Here is a 26,381-nt window from a genome sequence, read left to right as displayed (position 1 = left end):
CCTACAACATTTTTCCTGCTTCCCTAGTCACAAGTTTTATCGTACTTTCTAGCTGGGCATTCCATTATGGTTAGTTTCACCGTTCGCATGCGCTTCGCCGATCAGGACCGTCAGCAGATCTCCGAAATTTTGGAGAAACTTGCCGCAGCAACCAGGCAGGAGCCTGGCTGCCTCTCTTATATTCCGCATTGGGTTGAAGACGATCCGTCGACAGTCCTTATTTACGAGCAGTACCGGGATGGCAAGTCTCTTGATGCGCACCGTGCTTCTTCGCATTTCAAGGAATTTGCGGTCGGCGGCCTCTACCAGCTCATGCGTGATCGAACTGTCGAAAACCTGACGGCTGTCGTCTAATCCTGTTGAAACCACGGCTCACAACACCCGATGGCTCTGACTGCATCGCAGACTACAGAATGACAGGCGATATCCATTCAGATCAGAGAAGGCAGCCTTCAGGGTCCAAAATTGCCCGTCTGGGCATTCCTTTTGACTCGTACTTTCAAAGCGGACTAACATCCAATACGCACATGCGCAGCTATTTCCGCGTCCGCACCCGAATTTCGGCGATCCATGGGGCGTGCCTTTTGCTGCTTTGCCTCGGGCTGGGCGGGTTTGCGTCCTCTGCCGAAGCTGCGCTGCCACACCACCCCAGCCACGAGATACATAAGGAAATAGAAGCACTGGAAATGCAGTGGCGTCAGGCGCAGCTAAGCAACGATGTGGGCGCCATGGACCGCCTTCTGGCCGACGACTACGTTGGCATCAGTGCCAACGGTACTATCGAAACCAAGCCGGAAGCGCTGGCCCTCAGACGTGCCGGAACCCTGCACATTACGACGCTCGATCTTAACGATCTCAAAGTGCGGATTTACGGTGACACCGCAGTCGTGACCTCTCGCGCTGACCTCGCAGGCACGAACGGCTCCAGCGACATTGGCGGCAGGTATCGCTATACCCGCGTCTATAACAAGCGCTTCGGTCAGTGGAAGATCGTCAGCTTTGAAGCCAGCCGCATCCCGGATTCAACCGATCACGATAAGCATTAAGCGGTTCCGTCAGGCATAAGCCAGGATCGCATCGGCGATCCGCGCAGCTTCCGCTGCCGGACGGACATCATGCACCCGAACGATATCCGTCCCACCAAGGATGGCTGCAACCGTAGCTGCAACCGTGGCGTTTTGTCGTTGATCCATCGGGACATCCGTACCGCCATAAAGCGGCCTCAACTTGAGCGCCAGAAACGATTTGCGCGAGACTCCTGCCAGGAGCGGCTGTCCCAATGCTCGCAATTCGGCCTGGCGCGCCAGCAGCGGATAATTCTCTTCCAGCCGCTTGCCGAAGCCATATCCCGGATCGAGCACAATGCGACTGCGGACAATACCGGCGCGCAATGCCGTGTGCAATCGTTCGTCCAGGTCGTGCTTTACCAGCGGTAAGATCTCATCGGCTGCGAGCCCCGGCTGCGACTTCCACTCGTCCGGACGCCCTCGGGTATGCATCAGCACCACGCCGCACTGCAACGCGGCGCAGGTGTTGGCCATCTCACCGTCCCATAAGAATCCGCTGACATCGTTCACGATCTCCGCGCCAGCCTCAATCGCTGCCCTTGCGGTCGAGGATTTGTAGGTATCGATAGAAAGGATTGCGTCCGGGCGCGCGCTCAGAATGGCTGAGATGACAGGCAGCACTCGCTCCTGTTCTTCAGCGGCAGAAAGCGGCTCTTTCTGGCCGGGGCGCGTCGATTCGCCGCCGATGTCGAGAATGTCTGCGCCCTCATCGAGCATGCGCAACCCGTGTTCCGCAGCTTCATTTGCGCTGGAATACATGCCGCCATCAGAAAACGAATCCGGGGTGACATTGATCACCCCCATGACCAGCGTTTTCGTTCCCAAAGCCAACGATCGCCGATGCAGATGCCACTGAAATTCACTCCGTCGCGTGAAGGACATACGAGCACAATGCTACACTTCGCGGCAAGGACCTCATGCTGACTACCCTCTGCCTCCCCATGCGTACTCGCTCGTTTTTTCTCTGCCTGGTTATCGTTTTTTCAGTGTCTCTAAGCTTCGGAGAGGCGCGTCATAAGCACGCTACAAATAGATCAGCCTCATTATCGAAAAACATCGCGGCAATCCTCGACGATCCGACAGTAGCGAGTGCCCACTGGGGCATATCGGTCGTCGGTCTCGATGGCACGCCCATCTATGCACTCAATGACTCGCAATATTTTCAGCCGGCTTCGAACGCCAAGCTATTCACCACGGCAACAGCGCTGGCACTGCTTGGCCCGGACTTCACGGCGAAGACCTATGTCGTAGCCGAAGGCCCGATTTCGAATGGTCATCTGAGCGGTTCATTACGCCTGATCGGAGGCGGCGACCCGACCTTATCCGGGCGCGCCTATCCTTATAACGGTCATACCGAGCGCCCGAACCCACCCTTCTACGCGCTCGATGATCTGGCGGCGCAAGTAGCTGCGAGCGGCATCCGCTCCTTCGATGGCACTGTGGTCGCCGATGACACCCTTTTCGCCTATGAGCGTTACGGTGCAGGTTGGGGGCAGGACGATCTGATGTGGGACTACGGTGCGCCCGTTTCCGCGCTGACTGTCAATGACAATGTCCATTACCTAACCCTGGTCCCGGCAGCGACCGCAACGGATGCTGCGATTGCAACCTGGAATCCAAGCCTGCCTGAAGATGCAGCGGGACTGAAAAATGAAGCCGTAACCTCACCCGCCGGTTCGGAGCAGCATCTCGGGCTCGACCGCCAGCCCGACCAGAACTTCCTGCGAGCTTATGGGACAATTCCGGCAGGTAGCAAGCCGGCAAACTTCGCCATCGCCGTACAGGATTCGGCAAAATTTGCCGGTGACGGCTTTGCGCAGGCGCTGGCAACACATGGCATCGCCGCAAACCCGGCGGTGCAGGTCAGCCATCGACTTTCAGGCGACACGCAGGTCTTCGAGACCGAATCAAGGCTGTCGCTCGCCCTTCATCCGTTTGCGCCCGGTCAGCAGCTGCCTTTCGCCCTGCCAGCAAATGCGCGTGTCGTCGCGCAGCACACCTCGCCGCCACTGAGTCAGATCGTCACAGTGGTGAATAAGGTCAGTCAGAACCTCCACGCGGAGATGCTGCTGCGTATTCTGGGCAAAGCTCAGGGAGACGATGGATCGATTGCGCAGGGAGCGCGCGTCGTGCGGCAGTTCGTGGTCTCGGCAGGCGTGCAGCCACAGGATTTCTTCTTCTACGATGGCTCGGGACTCTCGCCGCAGGATGTCATCACGCCTCGCGCGGCTACTATGCTGCTCGCCTATGCTGCCCGTCAGCCCTGGGGAGCTGTGTACCGCGCTTCGCTGCCCATCGGCGGGGTCGACGGCACATTGGATAACCGTTTCACGCAGCCCCCACTCAAAGGGAAAGTCTTTGCCAAAACTGGCACGCTGAACGAAGTGCACGCCCTTAGCGGTTACGTTACGGCGGCCAGCGGACGCACCCTCATCTTCTCCATCTTGTGCAATGACCATTCTCCGGTGATGGACAAGACAGGGGCAGCCATCGACAAGATCGTGGCGGCCATCGCCGCGGCAAACTAAGGCAGAATTCGAAGGCAGACGATACAATAAAAGGTTGCCATGGCTACTTCAGCAGACCTCATACAGATTGACCTCGCCCCGCGTAAGCCCGCTCCCAAGCCGGAATGGCTGAAAGCGCGCGCTCCCGTTGGCGACAACTACCATGACCTGAAGAAGCTGGCGCGCAGCCTCAATCTGCACACGGTCTGCGAATCGGCACATTGCCCCAACATCGGCGAGTGCTGGAATCATCACACCGCCACCTTCATGATGCTGGGCAATACCTGCACCCGGCGCTGCGGCTTTTGCGCCGTGCCTAAGGGCCGTCCTGACGCGATCGATTTCGACGAGCCACGCCGCGTCGCGGAAGCAGTAGCGACACTCGGCTTGAAGTTCGCGGTCATCACCAGCGTCAATCGCGACGACGATATCCTTGGCGGCGCACGCGCCTTCGCCATGGTCATCGACGAGATTCGCAAGCAGGCTCCCGGCTGCCAAGTGGAAGTGTTGGTCCCCGATTTTCAAGGCAATGAAGATGCGATTCGAACGGTCGTAGAAGCACGTCCCGAGATTCTGAATCACAACACCGAATCGGTTCCGCGGCTCTATCGCGCCGTGCGTTCCGGTGCTCGCTATGAGCGCACGCTCCGCTTGCTCGAATACGCCAAGGCTCTAAATCCCAGCGTTACCACTAAATCCGGCGTCATGGTTGGCCTTGGCGAAGAGATGGATGAGTTGCTGCAGGTCTACCGTGATCTCGCAGCTGTCGGAACAAATGTGCTGACCATCGGCCAGTACCTGCGCCCCTCAAAAGATCATCTGCCGATGGCCCGTTACTACACACCCGACGAGTTCGCCTTCATGAAGCAGGAAGCGCTGAAGATGGGCTTCCGTCATGTCGAGTCCGGTCCGCTAGTACGCTCGTCCTATCATGCGCACGAGCAGGCCAATTCCTCAGGCGTTACGATGCTCATGTAAGCGGCGATACAATGACCCCACCGTACTAATTCTTGTTGGGGTCATGATGACGACTCGCCGCTCGTTTCTCTTTCGCAGTGTGCCCGCTGCCGCTGCCTTTAGTGTTTCAACGCCCAGGCTGGCCTTCACGGAAGCAGCGCAGCAAAAACAACAGGCTCCGGGCATTGAAATAGATACATCTTCCAGCGAGCTGCGGCCATACATCGAGCGCTTTTCCGCTGACCATAGTCTCCTCCATCGCTACTACAGCATCGCCTTCGCGCCCCAGGCACGCGACCGCATGCGAAAGCTCTATACCGAGTGGCAGGAAACCCTGAACAAGATTGACTTCGAAAAACTCGGCGAAGACGCGCGCATCGACCACATCCTCTTCCGCAATTACCTTGGCCGCCGTCTCAGCTATCTCACCGAAGAAACGCAGTTTGACAACGAAGCCGCTACCTATCTGCCTTTCGCCGATGCGATCATCTCCCTCTTCATAGCGCAGCGCGAGATCGAGCCCATCGATGGCAAGCAATCCGCAGCAACCCTTTCGCAGATTGAAAAAATCTGCACCGACATGCAGAAAAAGATCGAGGCCGAACTTGCTGCAAATAAGCAGGACCCGAAGAGCATCGATGCCCAGCGCAAGCGCGAAGCGGCAAACCACGCCATCGAGAACTTGAACGAGCTGCGTCGCGTGCTGCACGAATGGTTTGTTTTCTACGACGCCTACGATCCGATGTTCACCTGGTGGGCAGCCGAGCCTTACAAGACCGCCGCTGCTGCCCTGGATGCTTACGGCAAGTTTCTGTCGGAAAAAGTAATAGGCCTGCACCCGCCCGCCGAAGCGAAGAAAGCCGACAGTAGCGGCAGTGAAGATTCCTTCGAGCAATCGGTCCAGTCAGCCCATCCGGGCGACAACAGCGACATCATCGGGCATGCGATTGGCCGCGATGCGCTCATCAAAGAGCTGCAATTTGCCATGATTCCCTACACACCGGAAGAGTTGATCGCCATTGCGGAAAAGGAGTTCGCGTGGAACGACCGCGAGATGATACGCGCTTCGCAGGAAATGGGCTTCGGTGATGACTGGAAGAAGGCGCTCGATAAGGTAAAGAACACTTACGTTGAGCCTGGAAAACAAACCGAGCTTGCCCATAAATACCTGCTCCAGGCCATCGCATTCATCGATGAGCATGACCTTGTCACCGTACCTCCGCTCGCGCGCGAGACATGGCGGATGCGCATGATGTCACCGCAGCAACAGCTGGTTTCGCCATTCTTTCTTGGCGGCGAGGTGCTGGAGGTTGCCTACCCAACCGATTCCATGTCCTATGAGCAGCGAATCACCAGCATGCGCGCCAACAATATGGCCATGGCGCATGCCACCGTCTTCCATGAGATGATTCCCGGCCATGAGCTGCAAGGATTTATGGAAGAGCGTTATCGCTCCTATCGCCAGGCCTTCGGCGGCACTCCCTTTCTTATCGAAGGGTGGGCTCTCTACTGGGAAATGCTCTTCTGGGACATGGGTTTCGATCGCACGCCGGAAGAGCGCGTAGGCGGGCTTGCCTGGCGCCGTCACCGTTGCGGACGCATCATCTTCTCGCTTAACTTTCATCTTGGAAAATGGACACCGCAGCAATGCATCGACCTTCTGGTGAGCCAGGTTGGCTTTGAGCCGCAGGCTGCGGCGGGTGAGGTGCGGCGCTCTTTCAGCGGAGCCTACGAGCCGCTGTACCAGGCAGCTTATCTGCTGGGCGGCATGCAGATCTATGCGTTGCACCGCGAACTCGTCCAGGCAGGCAAAATGACAAATCGCCAGTTCCACGATGCCCTGCTTAAGGAGAACAGCATCCCGATCGAGATGATTCGGGCCAGTCTTATGCATCAAAGCATGACGAAGGATTTCCATACTCAATGGAAATTCTATGGTGATGTCACCGTGTCCGCGCAGTAGCGAATCGCTCTCCGCGGCAAGTTATTGCCTGCGGAACGTTCATAACGTCAGCAGCCGAAGGCGGCGATCAAATATCTGCACGCTCCAGGACGAACTGCGCCGCAATAGGAAAGAGCAGCACGAGGACCGCGCGAATTGCCATGGCTATACCGAGATGACCGACGGTGCCGTCACCCAGCTGATGGGTATTCGTAAATGGCTGCAGGAGCAGGCTGGGGAGTTCCACAGATGGCCAATAATGTTTCACAACCATGCTGAGGACCATATAGCCAAGAAAGACACCAGCACTGATGAAAAGTCCCCGGGCGTTCTTGATCAGGATGGTTGAAAAATAGGTGAGGCTGAAAACGAGTGCTGCCAGTAGAAATGCGGCAAGAGTGGCAATGAGCGTGCACATTTTGATGGAAGCATAGCCGTTCTGAGAGAGGACGAAGTCGCGAGTGGAGTCGCTCATGAAGGCCAGAACACGGTGTATCTGCAGCCAGCCTGCCAGGTTGAGGCAGATCACGATGACGAGCAACTGCAACAGGCCGAAACCCCAGTCTCTCCAGATAAACCAGGCGCGGTTCTGAGGACGGCTGAAGATAAACGAGCCGCTGTGTTCGCCGAGGTCACGGCCGACGCCGAAGCTGCCGAAGATCCATGCGATGAAGCAGAGTGGGATAATCTGGATGCCGAGGAAGACTGCCCAGACTCCGGAGAACTGAACATTCCCATCCGGATGCCCGCCCATTACCAGACGCTCACGCAGGATGGCGATGGTTAAGACGGCGATAGCCAGTAGGCTTATACCGAAGAGGATGCGGCTCTCACGCCAATATTTCCACAGGTACATGCTTTTCCCCCTTTCCAACAACTTCGAGAAAGACTTCTGAAAGATTCATCGGAGCCACATCGAGAATGGCGGCGCCTTGGCTGCGCAGCTCCGCGATGAAGGCTTCAGCATTGGCGCGAAGAATATATTCGGTGGCGCCCTCGCCTTTTTTTGTCCTGAAAATTTCGCCGCGCGATAAAGACAGGTCTTCGCCGATGACGCGGATGCGGCGGAAGCCGGAGCGGACATCGTCGAGAGGCGCTTCGAGCAACAGCTTGCCTTGATCGATGATGCCGATCCAGTCGGCAACGCGCTCGACTTCGGAAAGATGATGCGACGAGAGAAATAATGTGCGGCCCTCGTTGGCGAAGTCGTCGACAAGCACGCGCAGCAGCTGGTCGGTGACAACCGGATCGAGTCCTGCAGTCGGCTCGTCGAGAATCAGCAACTCCGCACCCTGCGCAAGAGCAAGAAGAAGACAGAGCTTGGTCTGGCTGCCGGTCGAAAGCTTGCGGAACTTCTGCTTCATCGGAATTTCGAGCACGTCGGCATATTTTGTGGCCAGGGCGTCACTCCAGCGCGGAAAAAACCCGCGATTGAAGCGGACGAGGTCGTCTCCGGTCATCGAAGGCAGAAGCATTTTGTCGACGACAAAGCCGGTACGATCGAGGAGCTGTGTGCGGTCGGTCCGTGGGTCGAGGCCGAGGATCTTTATATCTCCTGATGTTTGGTGCGTCAGCCCGGCGAGCATGCGGATGGTAGTGGTCTTACCGGCGCCGTTACGACCCATGAATCCATAAATGGAGCCGCGGGGGACGCTCATATCGAGGCCGTCGACCGCATGGAGTGAGCGGTAATGCTTGTACAGGGACCGCGTTTCAATTGCGAGATCGCTCATTGCGTCTCTCCCAGTTCGTCATATGAGTTTTCGAGCAGTTGCATCAGGTCTTCGCGCCCGAGGCGGAGTTGTTTAGCTTCGACAGAGAGCTGCGTCGCCATCGGCTTGAGACGGCGAAGTTTTTCCGATTTGAGCAGCCCGGGGCTCTGTCCATTCACGTAACAGCCACCGCCGGGAACGGTGCGCAGAATGCCATCACGTTCGAGATTCTGATAGGCGCGGGCCACGGTATTTGGGTTGATCCGTAGTTCGGCGGCGAGCTTACGTACCGGCGGCAGGGTGTCGTCCTGCTGGAGCGCGCCGGCTGCAATGGCGTGCTTTACCTGGGATTCGATTTGCAGGTAAATCGGCGTGCCCAGACCGGGTTGCACTCGGATAATCATTTGTACTAATACAATAGTACAATTTGCATCTTGTCAAGAGGGCTTTATAGGGCATTTTTGGATATGAAAATTGGTAGCTCTATGGTTTTTAAGAGAAAAACTGCTGATCGGAAGCCCTAAACCAGGAAAAGCACGGACAACGCGAGCTTCCATTTAATGGAGGAAATCAAATTTATCTATGAAAAAAGTATTGACCTGCTATTCCATCGGATTTAAATTCAAGAGTGCCGATGCGATTTGAAGGCTTCGGGAAAGACTTGTTTGTTTCTCTCGTACTGCCGCAGTTATTTTCACTCCAGATCCAAACGGATGTTTTTGTTGTGACCTGAGCGAATTATCACGCTTAGGTAACGACATGCCCAAATTCACCATCAGTCGAAAATGACGCGGATGTAATAACAAGATAACTGCGCGTAAAAGATTCGAAAAGTGGCGAAATTGAGCAAAAAAGTTGATCTTAGACGCGAGTTCATGCGTCTAAAAAAAATGAAGTTTTCTTAAGGGAAAGCGAAACTGATAGTTTGAACCCTGCGTTCTGTGTTTCAATCCCCGACGATCCAATGCCGGTTTTAGTGCGAACGGATCGTGAAACTTGTTGATATGAAGGAGAAATATGATGCGTTCTGATTTGATTTTTGGGGCTCTGGCCCACGTTTCCAATCGTTACCAGCTGTGCCAGCTGGCTTCGAAAGCGACCCGTAAGCTGCATAAGCCCAATACGCGTGTGCAGGATACGACGAACGAGGTTATGGTTCGTTTCCGTTACTCGAATCCCGTAGCGGCGACCCCTGTTATAGAAGAGAAGAGCAAGGTCCAGCAGCAGCGGCGCGCGGCATAAGCCGCGGCCTGCTGCGCAGGCCTTCCATTTTAAGTGCAATATCTGCAATACAAGAAGAACCTTCCTCCCATCCAGAAAACCTCCCAAAACAACCTACCCACCGCAGGTGACAATGACCATCTCCGAACTGAAAGAAAAAAATATTACCGAGCTGAGCCGCATCGCGCGATCGCTCGAAATCCCCGGCGCCAGCGGACTCCGCAAACAGGACCTTATCTTCAAGATTCTGCAGGCCCAAAGCGAAAAAGAGGGCCATATTTTTGCAGAAGGCGTCCTCGAAATTCTGCCCGATGGCTACGGCTTTTTGCGCTCGCCGGATTACAACTATCTGCCTGGTCCCGACGATATTTATGTTTCACCCTCCCAGATCCGCAAATTCGATCTGAAAACGGGCGACACGATTAGCGGAAACGTGAGACCGCCGCATGAGGGCGAAAAATATTTTGCCCTGGTGAAGATTGAGGCGATCAATTTCGAGTCTCCGGAAGAGACGCGCAACAAGATTCTCTTCGACAACCTCACGCCACTTTATCCGCAGGAGCGGATCAAGATGGAGACGGTCCGCGAAAACATCAGCGGGCGTGTCATGGATCTCCTTACTCCTATCGGCAAGGGCCAGCGTGGTTTGATCGTCGCTCCGCCGCGCACCGGCAAGACGATGCTGTTGCAAGCCATCGCCAACTCTGTCACCTCGAATCATCCTGAAGTTGTTTTGATCGTTCTGCTCATCGACGAGCGTCCGGAAGAAGTGACGGATATGCAGCGCTCGGTGAAGGGCGAAGTCATCAGCTCCACCTTCGACGAGCCGGCAGCCCGCCACGTACAGGTTGCGGAAATGGTGATCGAAAAGGCGAAGCGCCTGGTTGAGCACAAGCGCGATGTGGTGATTCTGCTCGATTCGATTACGCGACTGGCGCGCGCTTACAACACGATCGTTCCGCCGTCGGGCAAAGTCCTCTCGGGCGGTGTTGATTCCAATGCGCTGCAGCGTCCGAAGCGTTTCTTTGGCGCAGCCCGCAATATTGAAGAAGGCGGCTCGCTGACGATCATTGCTACAGCCCTGGTGGATACCGGCTCGCGCATGGACGAAGTGATCTTCGAAGAGTTCAAGGGCACGGGCAACATGGAAGTGATCCTCGACCGCAAGCTGGTCGACAAGCGTGTCTTCCCGGCGATTGATATTCAGCGCTCGGGCACGCGTAAGGAAGAGCTGCTGATTCCGAAGGAAGATCTGCAGAGGATATGGGTGCTGCGCAAGGTACTCAATCCGCTGTCCCCGGTTGAAGCGATGGAACTGCTGGTCGATAAGCTCGGCAAGACGCGCAACAATGCCGAATTTCTCCAGAACATGAATTCACTGTAAGACCAGCATCAAATATTTTCTATTAAACGCCCGCAGCTTGCGGGCGTTTCTTTTTGATAGAAGAGGCGTCCATTGTCGAAGTTATCGTTGTAACTTATTGGTTTCTTTACTTCAGATATTTGAGCCTGTCTATCTCTAGATAGGACGCACTTATACATATTCGGTTACACCGAATATGTTCTTTGCAGCCGATCAAAGCCATCAGCGATGAAACTCGAACACAGTGCAGTACATATGTAACCTTTCTGGCCACTCCTGTTCTAACGGATGCGCGCCGTGGCTCATCTATGGGTTGCGGCGATGCAGCAAGTTACTCGTTTCAACAAAGGAGCAGCCATGTTCAATGTTATTCGCGCCCTGATGGTGATCGTGATCGGGGCAGGTATCGCTACGCCAATGATAAGTGCAGCTGAACCAGCAAGCGGTCCACAAACCGTCTTTGTCATGACCAATGACGCAGCAAAAAACGAAGTGATTGCATACAGGCAGACAGGCTATGGAGAATTTATCGAGAACCATCGATATGCCACTCACGGAAGAGGAAGCGGCGGGACCAATGATCCTCTTGGATCGCAAGGTTCATTAACGTTGAGTGAAGATCATTCATGGCTCTTTGCTGCAAATGCAGGCAGCGGCACAGTTTCAGTCTTTCGTGTGGTTCGCGGATTTCTTTTACTTGCGGATACTGCTCCCACAGGTGGAAGCGAGCCGGTGGCTGTTGCTCAACACCAGAACCTGGTCTATGTGTTGAACGCAGCCGGCAGCGGAAGCATCGTGGCCTTCTATCTTGGTTATGACGGACGCCTGCAGCCGATTGAAGATTCAACTGTTTATCTCAGTGCAGCCGGTGCCGGCGGAGCGTCGATCACGATCAGCCCGGATGGCGAGTTTCTGGCTGTTACAGAGCGAGTGGCGAACAACATTGATATTTTTCGCATTCAACCAAACGGAAAGCTATCGGCAATTGTGGTGAACCCCAGTCCCGGTCCCGGAACATTCGCGGCAAGCTTCGCTCCTGATGGAAAGCTGATCGTTTCTGAAACGGGTCCTGCAGGCGCTACAAATGCATCGGCGATCTCCTCGTACGCGGTATTATCTGGCGGCACGATTGCTGCAATCAGCCAGAGCGTTCCGACATTCGGCATGGCCAACTGCTGGAATGCGATCACTCCAGATGGAAAGCGCGTGTATGTTTCGAATGCAGCGTCCGCCACTATTTCAGGCTTTACGATCGGCAAAAGTGGAGCGCTTGTCCCCATCGGATCGACTGTCGTGGGCAGCAATCCTCCAGGTAGTGGTAATCTCGACATCGCCGTGAGCGGCGACGGAAAATATGTCTACACACTGAACTCGGCAGCAGGTGCCGTGGGTGTCTTTACGATTCAATCGGATGGCACACTCAGCAATGTCGGGGAAGTTGGCGGTCTTCCAAAGTCGGCTGGATTTAACGGAATCGCAGCTCTTTAGACGGTGAAACTGCGGGTTGTGAATAGCTTTTACTGTTTTCTCAACGCAACCCGCAGCTGAAAGTCATCTTATGGAGTGAAGGTATGCAACGAAAAGGGGGACACGATGGATCGATTTGCTTTGCTTGCATTGCTGAATGCGAAGCCAGGGAAAGAGAAAGAGGTTGAGGAATTCCTGAAGTCTGCCCAGCCATTGGCTGTGCAGGAGACGGGGACGACAACGTGGTACGCGGTGAAATTAGGCCCGGCGAAATTCGGCATTTTCGACACCTTTGCCGATGAAGCGGGCAGAAACGCTCATCTCAGTGGCGAAATTGCGAAAGCACTCTTTGACAAGGCAGAAGAATTATTTGCAACGCCGCCGCAGGTTGAAAAGCTGGAAATTTTGGCATCAAAAGCACCTTCTGCCTGAGTCGTAACCCACGAACTTTGCTGTGAGGCGTCCACTCTGAGTGGGCGCTTTACTTTTCGGAGAGATTCAGAGCTATATCACTAAACGTGTTTTCAGACTGGGCGGCCGAGCGCCATCAGCATTCCAGACAGACATGTAGTAAACAATTTATCTATGACATCTTCACTGCGTCTCTGCATTGGCCTCGGCAGTTCTCTTCTTTTTTCTCAACTCGGCTTCGCGCAGGAAGTCAGCTTTCACATCACCCCATTGCGCCCTGTGCAGGAGCTGCGAGCCGATGCTCTCAAAGCACAGCCGCCGCATGAGCAGGGAAACTTTCGCAAGCCTGACCTGGTGGAACTGGTCAAACTCGACCCGACTATTAAGCTCGACATTCGTTATGCCACGACGAATGACTTTCTTGGCACACCCGTATATACGCAAGCGCGGGCTTTCCTCCAGCGGCCAGCGGCAGAGGCGTTGTTGCGGACTCAGCAGGAGCTGAAGCCTCGCGGTTATGGGCTGATCATTCACGACGGCTACCGCCCGTGGTATGTCACGAAAATCTTCTGGGACGCTACACCTGACGATAAAAAAATCTTCGTAGCAAATCCGGCTGACGGTTCAAAACATAATCGTGGATGCGCGGTAGATCTCTCGTTGTATGACTTGAAGACCGGTAAAGAAGTGAAGATGCCGAGCGGATATGACGAGATGACCGACCGTGCCTATGCCGATTATCCCGGCGGTACACCTGACGAGCGCGAGCGCCGTGCTCTTCTGCGGCAGGTGATGGAAGCGCAGGGCTTCACCGTGAATCCCACGGAATGGTGGCACTTCGATTACAAGGACTGGAAAGACTATCCCATCCTGAATATTCGATTTGAAGATCTCGGACAGTAAGGCATGCGCTTCGAGGAAGTATGAATGCGCTTAGTACTGAACTTGAACTGTATCCAGCCCAGGCAGGAAGCAGGGATGCACCTCTGCCAGAAAATGTCCCGTCTCCACGCCGGGATTGGCATCGACGATAGCCGTTGCCTGCTCCAGGTCGGCGGCTTCAAGGATAGCGGTGCCGATGATCTCGCCGTCATCGGTAACCGGGCCTGCAAAGAGGATGCGACGCGCCTCAGTTTCGCGGCGGAGCCATGCCAGGTATCTGGGCATCAGGTCTTCGTTGCCGTCAGTGATGTTCCAGCGCAGGCCTTTTTTCAGCAGGCATAAGAAATACGGCTTGAGGTTGCGAGGCACATCGGGACGGCGAGAGCTGGATGAAGACATAATTTCATTATGGCGCAGAACGATAGCGGCATCGCTTTGCAGACGTTACACATGTGAATGGATACTATGGCGTGGCCAGCAGAGAATGATGGTCAAAGGAAAGAGCACGTAGATTGAAAAGGCCGAAATCCAGTGTGAGATTTCTCCATAGTGGCGGATGCCAGCGCTACCGAAGAAACCAAAGACGATAAAGGAGCTTAAAATAACCAGAAAAATTTGTCCGAGTCTTGTGTCCGGGAAGAAAAAGCGTACTGCTCCGGGCAGCAGTCTTGCGAAGAAGTGTCCCACTGCTACGCAAAAAGGGATGCCCATCACAAGCGCAATCCACCATGGAGAGATGTTCAAACCTTGCTGTACGGTGGCCATGTCGGCATGGTTCGTGAACGTTCTTGCCGGCACATAAGAGATGAAGTTGCCCACATTCATCATGCAGAAGAAGAACATGAAGAGAGCCAGCATTTGCCTGCCCTGCGCTCTAGCGAGGGCGTAGATGCGTCTAGTCAGAAGATAGAAAATACCGTTGCCAAATAGAACTCCGGCAACAGCGATCAAGGATGCGAGCGGTCCGCGACCGGCTGCAAAGATAGGAGCGTAGTCGACATTTTCATCGATATCGCTCAGGTATAAAAGATTGGCCAGATTCAGATGCCCATAATCGAGTGCCAGCGGATTTGCTTTATATCGAAGCGCCCATGCGACAAACGAATGAGCATATTCATGCACAAGATAGCCAAGGGCGTGAGCCAGCCATAGCTGAAAAAGAAAGAACAGGCCAAAACCTGGTGTTTCTAAAAAAGAGCTTCTTCGATCTGACGACATGCAGTCAGTATGAAGGGCCGGAGCGCATTGCCAAAGAAATTCAGATGGCTGCGATTGTGAATTCCGGCCTTATGGGTTCTGCTCGGTCAGGTGGTCGCCGGAAAAACGTGGAATACCGAAGTGCCCGCGAAGATGGAGCAGGTCGAGCGGGCTGAGAGTTCCATTGATCGCGATGAGGTTGATGTTCGTCGGGCTGGCGAGCATGATCACCGCGCCTTCGACATTGGCGTGTTCGAAGCGGATAAAGACGTCGGTGCGGCCCTGGTTGTAGGGGTCGCGTGCTGACTGCGAGGTGACGAGGTGTTTCCATCCTCGATCATGGTATTGCTGGCGGACAGCTTCGAGGCTGGCAGGGTTGTAAAGTCCGGGCCCGGCAAATTTATAGACATGCACCGAGATGCCGTTCAGGTTGGCCACGACCCGTCGCGTGTCTTCGTCTTCGATGAAATTGTTGGCAAGGGCCAGCATGGTGCGATCGAAGGTGAAGTCTGTTCGAAACGAGGCATGTTGACTGACGGCGTCCATATTGCGCGGAATCCACGAGTCGTCCTGTGCGTGGAGATAGACGGGAAGAAGCAAAGCTGTGATCCCTAGAACTGTAATGGATAAAATGCGGCGCATGGCTGCTCGTACAAACGCGATTCTTGGGAAATAGTTGGCAAGAATTTTTATCTCTCGGCATTTGAGTCGCAGTCTTAGGAAAGAGTGTCTGCATGCCTGTTCTTAAGATGCGGTACGTGGGAGGACTTCGAGGGCTATGTTGCTGATATGAATGGGATGATGGGCTGCTGTGACCGCGAGGGCGGCGGTATCTCCTAAAATTCTGCATAAGCGCCCTAACCTGACGTTTCTCCGGGTTGCGGCGGAAGCGCAAGCGGCGTGGCCTTGACGCTTCATTCCAATGGAAATGCCGCAGTCTAGCTGAAACAGGAAATCGAGTTGGTTAAAATAGGTCCACCGGGTGGTTGTTTTCAGCATGGTGGATCGTCTTTATTATTTGGATTCATATCTTCAGAGCTTTTCCGCGCGCGTAACTGACATTCGCGAGCTTTCACGTGTCGATGGGCAGGCTGTGTGGCAGGTGGCTCTTGATCGGTCAGCCTTTTATCCGACGAGTGGTGGCCAGCCTCACGATGTCGGCATTCTGCGGGCGACCTCGCGGAGCGGCGCGGTGCTGGAAGTACCAGTCATTAGCGTTGATGAAGACGAGCATGGAGAGGTGTGGCATCAGACGCTGAAGCCGTTACTGGCAGGAACAGAAGTTACAGGCGAAATCGAGTGGCCGCGAAGGCTGGATCATATACAGCAGCATTCGGGCCAGCATCTGCTTTCTGCTGTGTTTGCGCGAGAACTTCAGGCACAGACGGTCTCGTTCCATCTCGGGGAGGCGTCGTCGACCATCGATCTTGCGGTGGATGCTGTTGCCCACCACAGTCTGGAACGAGTAGAACGCATCGCAAATGAGCTGATTGCCGAAGACCGGACGGTGATCGCGCGGGTAGTGGAGCGCGAAGAAGCTGAGGCAATGTTAGCGGCTGGAACTCTGCGCAAGTTGCCAGAGCGCGAAGGAACGATTCGGCTGATTGAGATTGTCGATTGCGATCTGAACGCATGTGGTGGCACGCATGTGCGCTCGACGGGACAGATTGGCGGCCTGCTGATTCGTGGTATAGAGCGGGTGCGGCACGGTGTGCGGGTGGAGTTCGTCTGCGGACTGCGGGCAGTGGCTGCGGCGCGACAGGATTTCACCATGCTCTCAAAGAGCGCTGCGCTGCTTTCGGCTTCGCGTTCGGACGTTTCCTTAAATATCGAACGGCTGCTGGCTGAGACGAAGGCGAAAGCAAAGGAACAGCAGCGGCTGCGGGAGGATTTAGCCACGTACCATGCTTCCCGGCTGGCTGTTGAGGAGATGATTGTCGATCATCTGCGGATAGTCCGGCGGATATTTGCGGATCGCGATGCGGAGTACGTAAAGCTGCTGGCCTCACGACTGGTAGCGTCGGTTCCACAGACGGTGGCGATGCTTGTTTCCACACAGAAGGAGCCGGCAATGGTCGTGCTGGGTCGTAGTGGCGATCTGGATTTCCACGCAGGAAATGTCATGAAGAACGCGCTCGCTTCGATAGGATTGCGCGGCGGCGGATCGGCCGACCTGGCGCAGGGACAGGTCAGCCACGCGCAATTGAAGGAGCTCCTGGATTCGCTGGTAGCCGCTGTACGGGAAAGCTGCTCTGCTCGCGCATGAGTGCGTGGGCGGCTTTGCGAATCGGCGAGGCACTGTTAAAATTAGAGAAGTGGTTCCCGCCTGAAAAGGGGCTATAGCTCAGCTGGGAGAGCGCCTCGTTCGCAACGAGGAGGTCGACGGTTCGATCCCGTCTAGCTCCACCAAACAATCAATCTTCTTTTTTTGTATCTCTCAATGGAAATCATGAGAGCGCACATCTATTTCCGCGCTCGACAATTCCCGCAGGCGGGGATGCTGTCACATGGCTTCTGCACTCTTCCAAGTGCAGAAGCCGGGATCGTATTGAAAGTAAACTCCTAGTATTTTTTGCTCGTCAGCGTTTTTTCAAAGCCTCGAGTTCATCCAGGGTGCGCGGCCAATCCGAGCCTAGAAGCCGGGATAGGCTGCGATCGGCGAGTACCTTTCCGCCGGTCTGACAATGAGGGCAGTAGTTCGTTTCATTGTCGGCGTAGCGGATGCGCTGTATTTTCTCGCGGCAGCGTGGGCAGGGCTGCTCATATCGCCCATGTACGGCCATATCCTTGCGGAATGCCGTAACTTTTTCCAGGAAACCGTTCTTCGCTTCCGATTGCAGCCGATCGATCCAGAGTTGAAGGGTCTCGCGCGTGGCGGTGAAGAGTCTTTTCCATTCCTGTGGCTGCAGCTTATGCGTAAGCGCGATGGGTGATAATTGCGCCGCGTGCAGGATCTCATCCGAGTAAGCATTGCCGATGCCGCTCACAATACGTGGATCGGTAAGGGCTCGTTTGAGCGTACGGTTCTCAGCCGTAAGTGCTGCCCGGAAAGAATCAAGGCTGGCTGAAAAAACATCGATGCCCCCGGGATCGATCGCACTGAGGTCTTGTTCGCTGCCAAAGACATGCAGCGAGGCACGGTGTTTTGTGCCGGCTTCTGTGAGTACGAGGGAGCCATCGGAAAAATCGAATGCAGCGAGTTGACTGCGGCCTGCAAGCTTCGCTCCTGGTGGTTTCCAGTGCAGTCGTCCGGCAATCATCAGATGAAGAACGAGCCAGAGGCCGTTGTCGAATCCGATCGCGATGCGTTTGCCAATACGCCGCAGCTCGGAAACATCATGGTCTTCTACGGCACTGACCGGCGGCTTCGCGGTGCGCAGCAGAAAAGGACTTGCGATGCGCACATGTTGCAGGGGGCGGCCCTGGATGCGGGTTTCAAGTGCGCCGATGTAGGCGGCAATGTCGGGCAGTTCGGGCATCGCTGTATCACTATATCTCGCCGCGCGTTCTATCCTGATTCACTGTTGCATCTCATTCGCAGGGATAGAGTATTCTTGCAAGCGTGCGGGTACTTACTGCCCGTTGACGAGGAGCGAGGGATGAAACATCTGTCGAGTTTGGTTTTGTTGACGGCGGCTGCTGCATGGAGCATTACGCCGGTGATGGCGCAGAAACCCGCGAAGCAAGTAAAAGTGGAACTGAAGACCGCTGACGGAAAAGATGCGGGCACGGCCTTGCTGTCGCAGAAGAAGTCGGGTGTCGAGATCAAGGTGGCATTGGTAAATCTGCCTGCCGGAGAACACGCTATCCATATTCACCAGAATGCCAAGTGCGATCCGCCAGACTTTAAATCGGCGGGCGGGCATTTCAATCCTGCGGGGAAGAAGCACGGCATCAAGAATCCGGATGGACATCATAATGGCGATCTTCCCCTGAACCTGACGGCGGGTGCGGATGGCATGGTGAAGAAGAGCTTCTTTGCTCCGGATATCACGCTCGATCCGAGTGCGCCTAATTCGGTTTTTGCCAACGGCGGTACTTCGATTGTGGTGCACGAAAAGGCGGATGACATGATGAGCGATCCAGCCGGGAATGCCGGGGCACGTATTGCCTGCGGCGTGATTACGCCGCCTTCGATGTAATTTGCGTGCATTTTTCAGCGTTTAAGCGCACTTAAACGCGCTTTGTGTTGCTCTTCTAATTAGCGGTGGCCAAGTTCTTTGGACATGGTAATGAAGTGGGCGGGCCGGGTGAAGTGTTGGCTCATAGCTACGCTCAGATCTTCTGTGCCGCTGATTTCGTAGCCAAATTTTTTGTAAATGACGGGGAGTTCTTCGCGCAGGTTCACGACGCGAAGGTCCATGAATCGGCAGCCGGATTCGCGGGCGAATTCCTCGGCGGCTACGGTCAGACGCGTGCCAATGCCGGAGCGCTGGCGGTTGGGATTGGTTGAGAGCAGGCCGAGGTAGGCGCGCTCTCCCTTCAGCTCGATATAGACGCTGCCCTGAATTTCGCCATTCTGTTCGAGGACCATAAAGTGGCCTTTTTCAAAGAGATCCTGCACTTCCTCGGAAGTGATGCGGTCTCCGGCTTTGAAAAAAAGCTCGACGGTAAATGCCTGATTGATCAGATTCTTGATAGTGGGCAGGTCGGCTGCCTCAGCGAAACGTAGTTCCATGTTTTTCAGTATCTCAAACCCTGGAGGGCAGAGAACCCCAACTCCTATTGAGGCGGGGTATGACCGATGAAATTGTCGGCCCACTGGATGAAATACTTCATATTCGGCGCGTCAGTATGCCCGCCGTCGTGCTGACGCCAGGCGAGTTGGCCAGCCAGCAAGCCTTCATTGACGGGAGGCATCTTCGCTGTGCGGTAGTCGCTTTCGACATTGAGTCCCTTCGCCCCCAGCAGGGTAAATACCCGGCTCGCATCCATGGTTGCCATAAAGCTTCCCTCCTGATCGAGCCAGTGGGCATCTCCCTTTTCGGGAATTCCGTAGCTGATAAAGGTCAGCCGGGGAGCGCAGAGCGCGATGAGCTCGTTGGAATCGACGGGGATATCCCCCGGCGTCTTGCTGCCAAATGTGGCTTCGGAGGCGCCGTATTTCAGGAAGTTTCCGGCCATCCAGTAATATTCGCCGCCGGTGAGGCTTTCGACTGCTTCTCCATAATTGCGGCGTAAGAGCGTGGCGCCGCCTTTGCCTGAGGAACCGACAAGAACCATGGCGAAGCGCTGATCGAAAGCCATGGTGACCAAAGCGGCTTTGCCGTAGCGCGAGACGCCTTCGATACCGACATGTTTTGCATCCACGGCGGGATCGGTCGTGAGGTAATCCAAAGCGCGTCCTGCGCCCCAGCTCCAAGCCCGCAATGCACCCCAGTCTTCCGGCTTGCGCGGCTGGCCTTTGTTGACCAGGCCGATGATGCCGCGCGTGATTCCGGCTCCGTCGTCAGCCTGCACGCTGGCCGGATCAAGAAGGGCGAAGCCCCAACCTGCCGCGATCAATTGCCATGTGTTGGGCAGATCGCCATCGGCGTTCAACTGCGGAGGCTGGAAGGGCGTGGGCGTGACCAGTTGCCATGCCGGATGATTGGCAAAGACATCTTTCAGGGACGGGTCCTGTTGCATGAGGAGCGCCTTCCAAGCGGCGTTTACGCGATCCATCTCTTCAGCGGAAGGCTCATTGGGAGCGGGAAAACCGGCATGGCTAAACATGACGAGGATGGGAACCGGGCCGGTAGCATTCGCCGGCGTCACCAGGGTCATGTGTATATTGACGCTGATTGCGGGATACGCAGAGTTGTCGACCTGCCCGATGAGATCCTTGGCGATGACGCGATGGAATCCGATCATCTCGTGGTCGACTGCGGCGACGCTCCAGGTCACCCTCGGCACATCTTTGGGAATGCGGCCATAGACATACTTCTCGTACATCTCGACGATTTCAGGGCGGCGCTTATCCCGCCACATCTGCGGTGTGGTGACCTTTTGTCCGTTGTTCAAAATGAGCGGGTCGGGAAGATCAGGATAGGGACTGGCCTTCGACTCGTCGTAGTTTGCGTGGTTGGGAGCCTTTTCATTGCCGCTTGGTCCCGGACGCAACGCCTTGATGCCGAGCTGGTCCATCATGTTCTGGTGATCCTGGTCAGCGGTGAAGGTGACCGGTGGCGGCGCAGAAGGAGTGGTATTTGAGCTTTGGCCGATTGCGGCAGCCGCGCCAAGACATGAGAGTGAAAGAGCAAAAGACTTCAGGAACAGACGCACGCAAATCTCCACGGATGGTATTCTTACTGCGCTTTATAAAATCGATTTACTTCGGTGATGATGGTAACTCCCGCCAGATGGTACGCGCACTGAAAATCCGCATAATTTTTGCAACACTGGCGATGCTGGTTTCTGTGGGAGCGCACACCGGCGCCCAGACCAGTCCGCAGGTATGGGTTGCAAGCTGGGGCGCATCGCAGCAGATTCCTGAACCGCAGAATGCGATGTCGGCAGACGAATTGCACGACGCGACGGTACGGCAGATTTTTCATCTTTCGGTGGGTGGTCCGGCGCTGCGCGTTCACGTATCGAACGCATTTGGAACGGAGGCGCTGCATTTTACTTCCGTACATGTTGCGCGACCGGTTGCGGCTTCCTCGTCGGCGATTGATCCGGCAACGGACAAAGCCTTGGCATTTGCGGGAAGCGGCGATGTGATGGTGCCGCCGGGAGCGGAGTTTGTATCGGATGCGCTGGATTGTCCCGTAGCCGCACTCTCCGATCTTTCGGTGACCTTCCATCTCGATGCGCCACCGGCTACGCAGACAGGACATCCGGGCTCGCGCGCTACTTCTTATTTTGTTCACGGCGATTTTGTGTCCGCGCCAAATCTGCTGGAGGCGAAGCATGTGGATCACTGGTACCAGGTAGCGGAGATCGATGTGCTGGCATCGGTTGGCGCGGCGACGATTGTGGCGCTGGGCGACTCGATCACGGATGGGCATGGGGCGACGACCAATGGAAACGATCGCTGGACCGATGTGCTGGCGCAACGGCTGCAGGCATCGCCGAACACGCGAAGCATTGGTGTTTCAAATCAGGGCATTGGCGGGAACCATCTGCTGACCGATGGACTGGGGCCAAATGCATTGGCGCGTTTCGATCGCGACGTGCTTGCGCCTGCGGGCGTTCGATGGGTGATTGTGTTCGAAGGCGTGAACGATCTGGGTGGCCTGGCGCGCAATGGAGAGGTATCGCCGCAAGAGCATCAGGCGATGGTGAAGCGGGTGCTTTCGGCCTATGAGCAGATTGTTCTGCGTGCGCATGCGCATGGGCTGCGCGTGTTTGGAACGACCATTACGCCGTATACGGGATCGGATTACTATCATCCGGGTGCGCTGAGTGAGGCGGATCGACAGGCGGTGAACGCCTGGATTCGTGCGGCCGGGCATTTCGATGCGGTGATCGATTTCGACAATGTTGTCCGCGATCCGCAGCATCCCGATCACCTGCTTCCTGCGTTCGACTGCGGCGACCATCTGCATCCGTCTCCTGCCGGATATCGAGCGATGGGCGAAGCTATTCCGCTCAGCCTGTTTGCGCAGTGAGGGCCTGTGCCTCTTCAGTTCAGATAAATCATCCAGCAACTCGGAAGCTAGCTCAGGGGCCGCGCACCCGGGAATTCCGGTGGCGAAGGGAACGTGATCGCGGTACAAATGCGTAACGACGGTTACGCAGTCCAGGTGCGTAGTTTCGAGGATGACGATGGAGACCTTTTTTCAGGATTTGCGCTACGCGGCGCGACAGCTGTGGAAGCATCCGGCATTTGCGGTGACGGCGATTTTGACGCTGGCGCTGGGCATTGGTGCGAACACAGCGATTTTTACCGTGGTGCAGTCGATTCTGCTGGCTCCGCTACCGTATGCCGATGCCAGCCGGATCATGGCCCTCGAGACGCATTGGACAGATAGCGGGCGTACCCGTCCGCGGGTGACGGGGCCGGATGCGGCGGATGTGCGCACGCAGACACGCAGCTTAGAGATGGTCAGCATGTATGACGGCGGAGAGGAAGGCGTGCAGCTGCGCGATCACGCCGTCTTTACCGTGGTGACCGGGGTGGAATTGAATTTTCCCCGTGTTTTTGGGATCACTCCGATTGCCGGGCGTGCGCTCACGGATGGAGATACGCACCGTGAAACGATGGTGAGCGAGCAGTTCGCGCGGGACAATTTTGGAAGCGCGCAAGCGGCACTTGGACAGACGATGACGGTCGAGGCCCAGCCTTCGCAGATTGTCGGCGTATTGCCTTCGTCCTTTGATTTTCCGGAGAAGACGCAGGTGTGGCTCGCGTATCCGATGCTGCAGGGCGCGGCGCTGGGGAATCGCACAGCATTCAACTACAGGGCTGTGGCAAAGTTGCGCTCCGGAGTAACGCTGGAGGCTGCGCGCGCTGAGCTGGGAGCGGTTTCGACGCGGTTGAAAAGCGCGTATCCGAGTGAGAACAAGGATAAGCAGATGACGGTCGTGCCGCTGCAGGAAGAGATGACAGGCAAAACGCGTCCGCTGTTGCTGCTGTTGCTGGCTGCGGTGGCCATTATTCTGCTGATTGCCTGCGTAAATGTAACTCACCTGGAGATGGCGCGCTCGATTGAACGCCAGAGGGAGCTTGCTGTGCGGACGGCGCTTGGCTCGTCGCGCTGGCAGCTGGGACGGGTGGTGATTTCGGAGAGCCTGCTGATTTCGGTGATCGGCGGTGTACTGGGCGTATTGCTGGCTGGACCGGTGGTGCATGTGCTGGTGGCGATGGCTCCGGAGGGATTGCCGCGCGCCGCGGAGATTCATCTGAATGGCTGGGTGCTGGCGTTTACGCTGGGACTTTCGCTGCTGACTACGATTGCATCGTCGCTAGTTCCTGCGCGGCGAGCGTCGAGGGTCGATCCGGCTGAGGCGCTGAAGCAGGACAGCTCGCGCGGCATGGCGGGGCAGAGCGCTTCCACTTTGCGGAATGGCCTGGTAGTGGCGGAGGTTGCGGCTACCTTTGTGCTGGCTGTGGGAGCGGGACTGTTGCTGCGGACGCTGGTGACGCTGAGTGCACGCGATCTGGGGTTCCAGACTGTGCGGATGCTGGTGGTGGATGCGGATGCTCCGGCACACACGACGGATGAGGCTCTGAAGGCGATTCAACAATATGACGGGCTGTTTACGAGGCTGGCGGCGCTGCCGGGTGTGGAGCATGTGGGCGGCGTAATGGGATTGCCCACGGGCGCACACGGCTCGAATGGGTATTACAACGTAAGGGGTGGGCTGCCGGTCGATCCTCAACATATGCCTTATGCGGATTTCAGCGTGGCGAGCGCGGGATATTTTCAGACGATGGGGATTCCGATGAAGGAGGGTCGCGACTTCAATACGCAGGACAAATACGATGGCCAGTTTGTTGCGATCATTAGCGAATCGCTGGCGAAGCAGAGTTTTGGCGATGCGAACCCGATTGGAAAGACGATTCAGTGTGGGCTCGATTCCGATAAGTGGATGACGGTTGTGGGCGTGGTGGGCGATGTACGCCAGGATTCACCCGCAGCCAAGCCGGGCGCGACGCTTTACATGCCGATGGCACAGCATCCATTCTTCGCGACCGAGATACACATAGTTCTGAGGACGAAGGTAGCTCCGCTGACGCTGATGAACGCGGTGCAGGCGCAGATCAAACAAACGAATTCGCAGATTGCGACGAAGTTCACCACCATGGATACGATGGTGGGCGCGTCAATTGCGACGGAACGCTTCCGCTCGGCGCTGATCTCTTCATTCGCGGGCGTGGCGCTGCTGCTGGCGATGCTGGGCGTGTACGGGACGATGGCGTATTCAGTGGCGCAGCGGACCTTTGAGATTGGCGTTCGCATGGCTTTTGGCGCGGAGCGGCAGGCGATTGTGCGGATGATTCTGTGGCATGCGGCGAAGCTCGCCTGTTACGGGATTGCGCTGGGACTGGCGCTGAGTCTTGCGTTGACGCGGCTGATTTCGAGCATGCTGGTTGGAGTGAGTGCTTTCGATCCGGTGAGTTTGTCGATTGCTGTTGCATTGTTGATGGTGACGGCGGCGGTGGCGGCGCTGGCTCCGGCGTGGCGGGCGGCGCGGGTGGATCCCATGGTGGCGCTTCGGGCGGAATAAGTTGTTCGTTTCCCACCCTTTCGCAAAGTGCGCGAAAGGATGGGGCACCCGGCTTTATTGCGCTCCGTTCATGATGACGGCGCAATTTACGTTGTCTGGTATGCCGGCTTATGGCGCGCTGTTGTCGTGGGCGGGGCTGGCGTTGCGGTGTTCTGTCTTGATCTGTTTGTAGATTGCCAGCTCGCGGTTGGCGTCGTCGTTGCGCCCGGCGCGTCGGTAGGCGGCCTGCAGCTGGTAGTGAACGTAGTCGAGTGACGGTTCGAGTTTCGCGGCAATTTCCAAATGCTGGATGGCTTCGTCGGTCTTGCCGTCTTCGAGCATGACTTTGCCTAACTGATATTGGGCCTGCGCGTGGTCTGGTTTTTCTGCGATGACGTCTCGCAGCAGGCCGAGGGCTTCTTCCTTCTGCGAGGTTTCGAGCAGGGCGAAGGCGAGGTAATACTGCGCGTCGATGTCTGAGGGGTCGAGCTTGAGTTCGGCTCGCAGCTCGGGGATGGCATCGGCGGGGCGGTCGAGGTGCACGAGGGTCGCTCCGGTCTCATAGTGAACGTGGAGCATGGTTGGGTCTTCGGTCTCGAGCTTGCGGAAGCACGGGACGGCGTGCTCGTAGTTTTCCATGGTGGTGTAGAGTTGGCAGACCAGCAGGTGCACGTCGGGCGCGAGGTTGCGGGCGGCGAGATCGTTGGCGATGGTGTTGGCTTTCTGCTCCTGACTCGTGCGAGCGAGCGAGAAGGCCCAGGCGTAGGCGGAGCGCGGGTCCTGCATGACGAGATCGCTGATCTGAGCGAAGTTGCCGGCGGCATCAGCGAATTTTTCGATAGTGAAGAGGGACATGGCCAGCATCAGGCGCAAACGCTGGTCATCAGGAGTTTGCGCGACTGCGGTGGCAAGGGCGCGGGCGCTCTCAGGATAATCTTCGAGCATAAAGGCAGCGGTGCCGAGATTGCGCATCACGCCGGGTGTGCTTACGTCCCATTTTTCCGCCTGCTGGAAGTGGGCGAGTGCTGGTTGAAATTGCCTCTGCCGCGCCTCGGCTGTGCCCCAGTCGTTGAATCCGTTGGCAAGAATCTGATGAAGCTGCTGTTCGCGCGTTTTGAGCTGGCGGGCTTTGGCGGGTGGTAGGCTGAGTTGCTGCAAGGCTGTTTCGGTAGCCGTCATTTGCTTGGCGGCGAGGGCGGTGAGCTGTTCTGAGGTAGTGGCGACCTGGGCGGGATCGCCGGAGGCTTTGGCTGCCTGCTGGGCGTCGAGGAGCTGCTGGAGCTGGTGGGTTGAAGTGTCGGATACCGATTGCGCCGAGAGTATAAGAGAGAAGATCAGGAGGCATGCGGCGGCCCCCTCTCGAATTGCTAAATTCCTGAAAACATTCATGATAGCCAAACAGCCGAGTCGTAGATTGTTGATCCCAGGGGATTTACCGTTAAATTACCTGGAATCAGCGACATGCAGGAAGAAGGTTTTGGCGAAGTGATTCCCGTCCCGCTGAAATCAGCCCTATTTCTA

25 protein-coding genes and 1 tRNA gene are annotated in these 26,381 nt (G+C 56.2%); 15 read left to right on the top strand and 11 right to left on the bottom strand.

The window, feature by feature from the left end; genetic code table 11:
* Window positions 1–66 precede the first annotated feature (66 nt).
* Window positions 67–354: a putative quinol monooxygenase gene (locus GSQ86_RS07635; RefSeq protein ID WP_158749364.1), complete on the top strand. Its 288-nt coding sequence runs from the start codon at window positions 67–69 to the stop codon at window positions 352–354.
* Window positions 355–527: 173 nt separating this feature from the next.
* Complete coding sequence (locus GSQ86_RS07630; protein WP_158749363.1) at window positions 528–1,046, top strand: nuclear transport factor 2 family protein; 519 nt, start codon at window positions 528–530, stop codon at window positions 1,044–1,046.
* A 9-nt stretch (window positions 1,047–1,055) separates the two neighbouring features.
* Here the strand turns inward: GSQ86_RS07630 and folP are convergent, their stop codons facing one another.
* Window positions 1,056–1,892 carry a dihydropteroate synthase gene (gene folP, locus GSQ86_RS07625; protein WP_371720401.1) on the bottom strand — a complete coding sequence of 279 codons (837 nt, stop codon included), beginning with the start codon at window positions 1,890–1,892 and terminating at the stop codon, window positions 1,056–1,058.
* A 92-nt stretch (window positions 1,893–1,984) separates the two neighbouring features.
* Here folP and dacB point away from each other — a divergent pair, with 92 nt between their 5' ends.
* The 3 genes from dacB to GSQ86_RS07610 are packed head-to-tail and all read left to right on the top strand — an operon-like array spanning window position 1,985 to window position 6,494.
* Entirely contained in the window at window positions 1,985–3,595 is a 1,611-nt protein-coding gene (gene dacB, locus GSQ86_RS07620) for a D-alanyl-D-alanine carboxypeptidase/D-alanyl-D-alanine-endopeptidase (protein ID WP_158749361.1), read from the top strand.
* Window positions 3,596–3,634: 39 nt separating this feature from the next.
* Complete coding sequence (lipA, locus tag GSQ86_RS07615; protein ID WP_158749360.1) at window positions 3,635–4,552, top strand: lipoyl synthase; 918 nt, start codon at window positions 3,635–3,637, stop codon at window positions 4,550–4,552.
* 43 nt (window positions 4,553–4,595) lie between these two features.
* Window positions 4,596–6,494 carry a DUF885 family protein gene (locus tag GSQ86_RS07610; RefSeq protein WP_254062221.1) on the top strand — a complete coding sequence of 633 codons (1,899 nt, stop codon included), beginning with the start codon at window positions 4,596–4,598 and terminating at the stop codon, window positions 6,492–6,494.
* 67 nt (window positions 6,495–6,561) lie between these two features.
* Here the strand turns inward: GSQ86_RS07610 and GSQ86_RS07605 are convergent, their stop codons facing one another.
* Genes GSQ86_RS07605 through GSQ86_RS07595 form a run of 3 tightly spaced genes read right to left on the bottom strand, consistent with a single transcriptional unit; the run spans window position 6,562 to window position 8,577 of the window.
* Window positions 6,562–7,329 carry a hypothetical protein gene (locus GSQ86_RS07605; protein WP_158749359.1) on the bottom strand — a complete coding sequence of 256 codons (768 nt, stop codon included), beginning with the start codon at window positions 7,327–7,329 and terminating at the stop codon, window positions 6,562–6,564.
* Window positions 7,304–8,206 carry an ABC transporter ATP-binding protein gene (locus GSQ86_RS07600; protein WP_158749358.1) on the bottom strand — a complete coding sequence of 301 codons (903 nt, stop codon included), beginning with the start codon at window positions 8,204–8,206 and terminating at the stop codon, window positions 7,304–7,306. The genes GSQ86_RS07605 and GSQ86_RS07600 overlap by 26 nt, the downstream gene beginning before the upstream one ends.
* Complete coding sequence (locus GSQ86_RS07595) at window positions 8,203–8,577, bottom strand: GntR family transcriptional regulator (RefSeq protein ID WP_254062220.1); 375 nt, start codon at window positions 8,575–8,577, stop codon at window positions 8,203–8,205. Before GSQ86_RS07595 ends, GSQ86_RS07600 begins: the two co-directional genes overlap by 4 nt.
* Before the next feature lie 628 nt (window positions 8,578–9,205).
* Between GSQ86_RS07595 and GSQ86_RS07590 the strand changes: the two genes are divergently transcribed.
* The 5 genes from GSQ86_RS07590 (at window position 9,206) to GSQ86_RS07570 (ending at window position 13,550) form a co-directional block, all read left to right on the top strand.
* Complete coding sequence (locus GSQ86_RS07590; protein ID WP_158749404.1) at window positions 9,206–9,427, top strand: DNA-directed RNA polymerase subunit omega; 222 nt, start codon at window positions 9,206–9,208, stop codon at window positions 9,425–9,427.
* A 112-nt stretch (window positions 9,428–9,539) separates the two neighbouring features.
* The gene (rho, locus tag GSQ86_RS07585) at window positions 9,540–10,790 is read left to right on the top strand and encodes a transcription termination factor Rho (RefSeq protein ID WP_158749356.1); all 1,251 of its coding nucleotides are present in this window, start codon (window positions 9,540–9,542) and stop codon (window positions 10,788–10,790) included.
* Window positions 10,791–11,126: 336 nt separating this feature from the next.
* Entirely contained in the window at window positions 11,127–12,257 is a 1,131-nt protein-coding gene (locus GSQ86_RS07580; protein ID WP_254062219.1) for a beta-propeller fold lactonase family protein, read from the top strand.
* Window positions 12,258–12,362: 105 nt separating this feature from the next.
* Window positions 12,363–12,668, top strand: coding sequence for a putative quinol monooxygenase (locus GSQ86_RS07575; RefSeq protein WP_158749355.1), 306 nt, complete (start codon window positions 12,363–12,365; stop codon window positions 12,666–12,668).
* Between the two features lie 153 nt (window positions 12,669–12,821).
* On the top strand, window positions 12,822–13,550 hold the full coding sequence (locus GSQ86_RS07570; RefSeq protein WP_158749354.1) for a M15 family metallopeptidase: 729 nt from the start codon (window positions 12,822–12,824) through the stop codon (window positions 13,548–13,550).
* A 30-nt stretch (window positions 13,551–13,580) separates the two neighbouring features.
* Here the strand turns inward: GSQ86_RS07570 and GSQ86_RS07565 are convergent, their stop codons facing one another.
* From GSQ86_RS07565 to GSQ86_RS07555, 3 genes are all read right to left on the bottom strand, one after another.
* Entirely contained in the window at window positions 13,581–13,928 is a 348-nt protein-coding gene (locus GSQ86_RS07565; protein WP_158749353.1) for a YciI family protein, read from the bottom strand.
* 45 nt (window positions 13,929–13,973) lie between these two features.
* On the bottom strand, window positions 13,974–14,747 hold the full coding sequence (locus GSQ86_RS07560) for a hypothetical protein (RefSeq protein ID WP_158749352.1): 774 nt from the start codon (window positions 14,745–14,747) through the stop codon (window positions 13,974–13,976).
* 69 nt (window positions 14,748–14,816) lie between these two features.
* Window positions 14,817–15,368: a hypothetical protein gene (locus GSQ86_RS07555; protein WP_158749351.1), complete on the bottom strand. Its 552-nt coding sequence runs from the start codon at window positions 15,366–15,368 to the stop codon at window positions 14,817–14,819.
* Between the two features lie 376 nt (window positions 15,369–15,744).
* Here GSQ86_RS07555 and GSQ86_RS07550 point away from each other — a divergent pair, with 376 nt between their 5' ends.
* Window positions 15,745–16,992 (top strand): DHHA1 domain-containing protein, encoded by a 1,248-nt coding sequence (locus GSQ86_RS07550; protein WP_254062218.1) that lies wholly within the window; start codon window positions 15,745–15,747, stop codon window positions 16,990–16,992.
* 67 nt (window positions 16,993–17,059) lie between these two features.
* Window positions 17,060–17,135: transfer RNA gene (locus tag GSQ86_RS07545), tRNA-Ala, on the top strand.
* 170 nt (window positions 17,136–17,305) lie between these two features.
* Here the strand turns inward: GSQ86_RS07545 and GSQ86_RS07540 are convergent.
* Window positions 17,306–18,205 carry an Fpg/Nei family DNA glycosylase gene (locus GSQ86_RS07540; protein WP_158749349.1) on the bottom strand — a complete coding sequence of 300 codons (900 nt, stop codon included), beginning with the start codon at window positions 18,203–18,205 and terminating at the stop codon, window positions 17,306–17,308.
* 120 nt (window positions 18,206–18,325) lie between these two features.
* Here GSQ86_RS07540 and GSQ86_RS07535 point away from each other — a divergent pair, with 120 nt between their 5' ends.
* Entirely contained in the window at window positions 18,326–18,868 is a 543-nt protein-coding gene (locus GSQ86_RS07535; protein ID WP_158749348.1) for a superoxide dismutase family protein, read from the top strand.
* A gap of 59 nt (window positions 18,869–18,927) precedes the next feature.
* Here GSQ86_RS07535 and GSQ86_RS07530 read toward each other — a convergent pair whose 3' ends face one another.
* Together GSQ86_RS07530 and GSQ86_RS07525 are read right to left on the bottom strand one after the other, a co-directional pair.
* Window positions 18,928–19,404 (bottom strand): GNAT family N-acetyltransferase, encoded by a 477-nt coding sequence (locus tag GSQ86_RS07530; protein WP_158749347.1) that lies wholly within the window; start codon window positions 19,402–19,404, stop codon window positions 18,928–18,930.
* A 44-nt stretch (window positions 19,405–19,448) separates the two neighbouring features.
* Window positions 19,449–20,990: an acetylxylan esterase gene (locus GSQ86_RS07525; RefSeq protein WP_254062217.1), complete on the bottom strand. Its 1,542-nt coding sequence runs from the start codon at window positions 20,988–20,990 to the stop codon at window positions 19,449–19,451.
* Between the two features lie 122 nt (window positions 20,991–21,112).
* Between GSQ86_RS07525 and GSQ86_RS07520 the strand changes: the two genes are divergently transcribed.
* Window positions 21,113–22,318, top strand: a complete 1,206-nt coding sequence (locus tag GSQ86_RS07520) for an SGNH/GDSL hydrolase family protein (RefSeq protein ID WP_216841047.1) — start codon at window positions 21,113–21,115, stop codon at window positions 22,316–22,318.
* Window positions 22,319–22,475: 157 nt separating this feature from the next.
* Window positions 22,476–24,881, top strand: coding sequence for an ABC transporter permease (locus tag GSQ86_RS07515; protein ID WP_158749345.1), 2,406 nt, complete (start codon window positions 22,476–22,478; stop codon window positions 24,879–24,881).
* A 108-nt stretch (window positions 24,882–24,989) separates the two neighbouring features.
* On the opposite strand, the gene GSQ86_RS07510 is transcribed toward GSQ86_RS07515, so the two are convergent.
* Window positions 24,990–26,249: a tetratricopeptide repeat protein gene (locus GSQ86_RS07510; protein ID WP_158749344.1), complete on the bottom strand. Its 1,260-nt coding sequence runs from the start codon at window positions 26,247–26,249 to the stop codon at window positions 24,990–24,992.
* Window positions 26,250–26,381: the final 132 nt, after the last annotated feature.

This window comes from Acidobacterium sp. S8 (assembly GCF_009765985.1).
Taxonomy (GTDB): domain Bacteria; phylum Acidobacteriota; class Terriglobia; order Terriglobales; family Acidobacteriaceae; genus Alloacidobacterium.
This window is presented reverse-complemented; position numbering and strand designations above follow the sequence as displayed.

Excerpts from the sequence above, each read along its gene's own strand:
- GSQ86_RS07635 (WP_158749364.1), top strand. The coding sequence starts at position 67 with ATGGTTAGTTTCACCGTTCGCATGCGCTTCGCCGATCAGGACCGTCAG.
- GSQ86_RS07630 (WP_158749363.1), top strand. The coding sequence starts at position 528 with ATGCGCAGCTATTTCCGCGTCCGCACCCGAATTTCGGCGATCCATGGG.
- dacB (WP_158749361.1), top strand. The coding sequence starts at position 1,985 with ATGCTGACTACCCTCTGCCTCCCCATGCGTACTCGCTCGTTTTTTCTC.
- lipA (WP_158749360.1), top strand. The coding sequence starts at position 3,635 with ATGGCTACTTCAGCAGACCTCATACAGATTGACCTCGCCCCGCGTAAG.
- GSQ86_RS07610 (WP_254062221.1), top strand. The coding sequence starts at position 4,596 with ATGATGACGACTCGCCGCTCGTTTCTCTTTCGCAGTGTGCCCGCTGCC.
- GSQ86_RS07605 (WP_158749359.1), bottom strand. The coding sequence starts at position 7,329 with ATGTACCTGTGGAAATATTGGCGTGAGAGCCGCATCCTCTTCGGTATA.
- GSQ86_RS07600 (WP_158749358.1), bottom strand. The coding sequence starts at position 8,206 with ATGAGCGATCTCGCAATTGAAACGCGGTCCCTGTACAAGCATTACCGC.
- GSQ86_RS07590 (WP_158749404.1), top strand. The coding sequence starts at position 9,206 with ATGCGTTCTGATTTGATTTTTGGGGCTCTGGCCCACGTTTCCAATCGT.
- rho (WP_158749356.1), top strand. The coding sequence starts at position 9,540 with ATGACCATCTCCGAACTGAAAGAAAAAAATATTACCGAGCTGAGCCGC.
- GSQ86_RS07580 (WP_254062219.1), top strand. The coding sequence starts at position 11,127 with ATGTTCAATGTTATTCGCGCCCTGATGGTGATCGTGATCGGGGCAGGT.
- GSQ86_RS07575 (WP_158749355.1), top strand. The coding sequence starts at position 12,363 with ATGGATCGATTTGCTTTGCTTGCATTGCTGAATGCGAAGCCAGGGAAA.
- GSQ86_RS07570 (WP_158749354.1), top strand. The coding sequence starts at position 12,822 with ATGACATCTTCACTGCGTCTCTGCATTGGCCTCGGCAGTTCTCTTCTT.
- GSQ86_RS07565 (WP_158749353.1), bottom strand. The coding sequence starts at position 13,928 with ATGTCTTCATCCAGCTCTCGCCGTCCCGATGTGCCTCGCAACCTCAAG.
- GSQ86_RS07560 (WP_158749352.1), bottom strand. The coding sequence starts at position 14,747 with ATGTCGTCAGATCGAAGAAGCTCTTTTTTAGAAACACCAGGTTTTGGC.
- GSQ86_RS07555 (WP_158749351.1), bottom strand. The coding sequence starts at position 15,368 with ATGCGCCGCATTTTATCCATTACAGTTCTAGGGATCACAGCTTTGCTT.
- GSQ86_RS07540 (WP_158749349.1), bottom strand. The coding sequence starts at position 18,205 with ATGCCCGAACTGCCCGACATTGCCGCCTACATCGGCGCACTTGAAACC.
- GSQ86_RS07535 (WP_158749348.1), top strand. The coding sequence starts at position 18,326 with ATGAAACATCTGTCGAGTTTGGTTTTGTTGACGGCGGCTGCTGCATGG.
- GSQ86_RS07530 (WP_158749347.1), bottom strand. The coding sequence starts at position 19,404 with ATGGAACTACGTTTCGCTGAGGCAGCCGACCTGCCCACTATCAAGAAT.
- GSQ86_RS07520 (WP_216841047.1), top strand. The coding sequence starts at position 21,113 with ATGCTGGTTTCTGTGGGAGCGCACACCGGCGCCCAGACCAGTCCGCAG.
- GSQ86_RS07515 (WP_158749345.1), top strand. The coding sequence starts at position 22,476 with ATGGAGACCTTTTTTCAGGATTTGCGCTACGCGGCGCGACAGCTGTGG.
- GSQ86_RS07510 (WP_158749344.1), bottom strand. The coding sequence starts at position 26,249 with ATGAATGTTTTCAGGAATTTAGCAATTCGAGAGGGGGCCGCCGCATGC.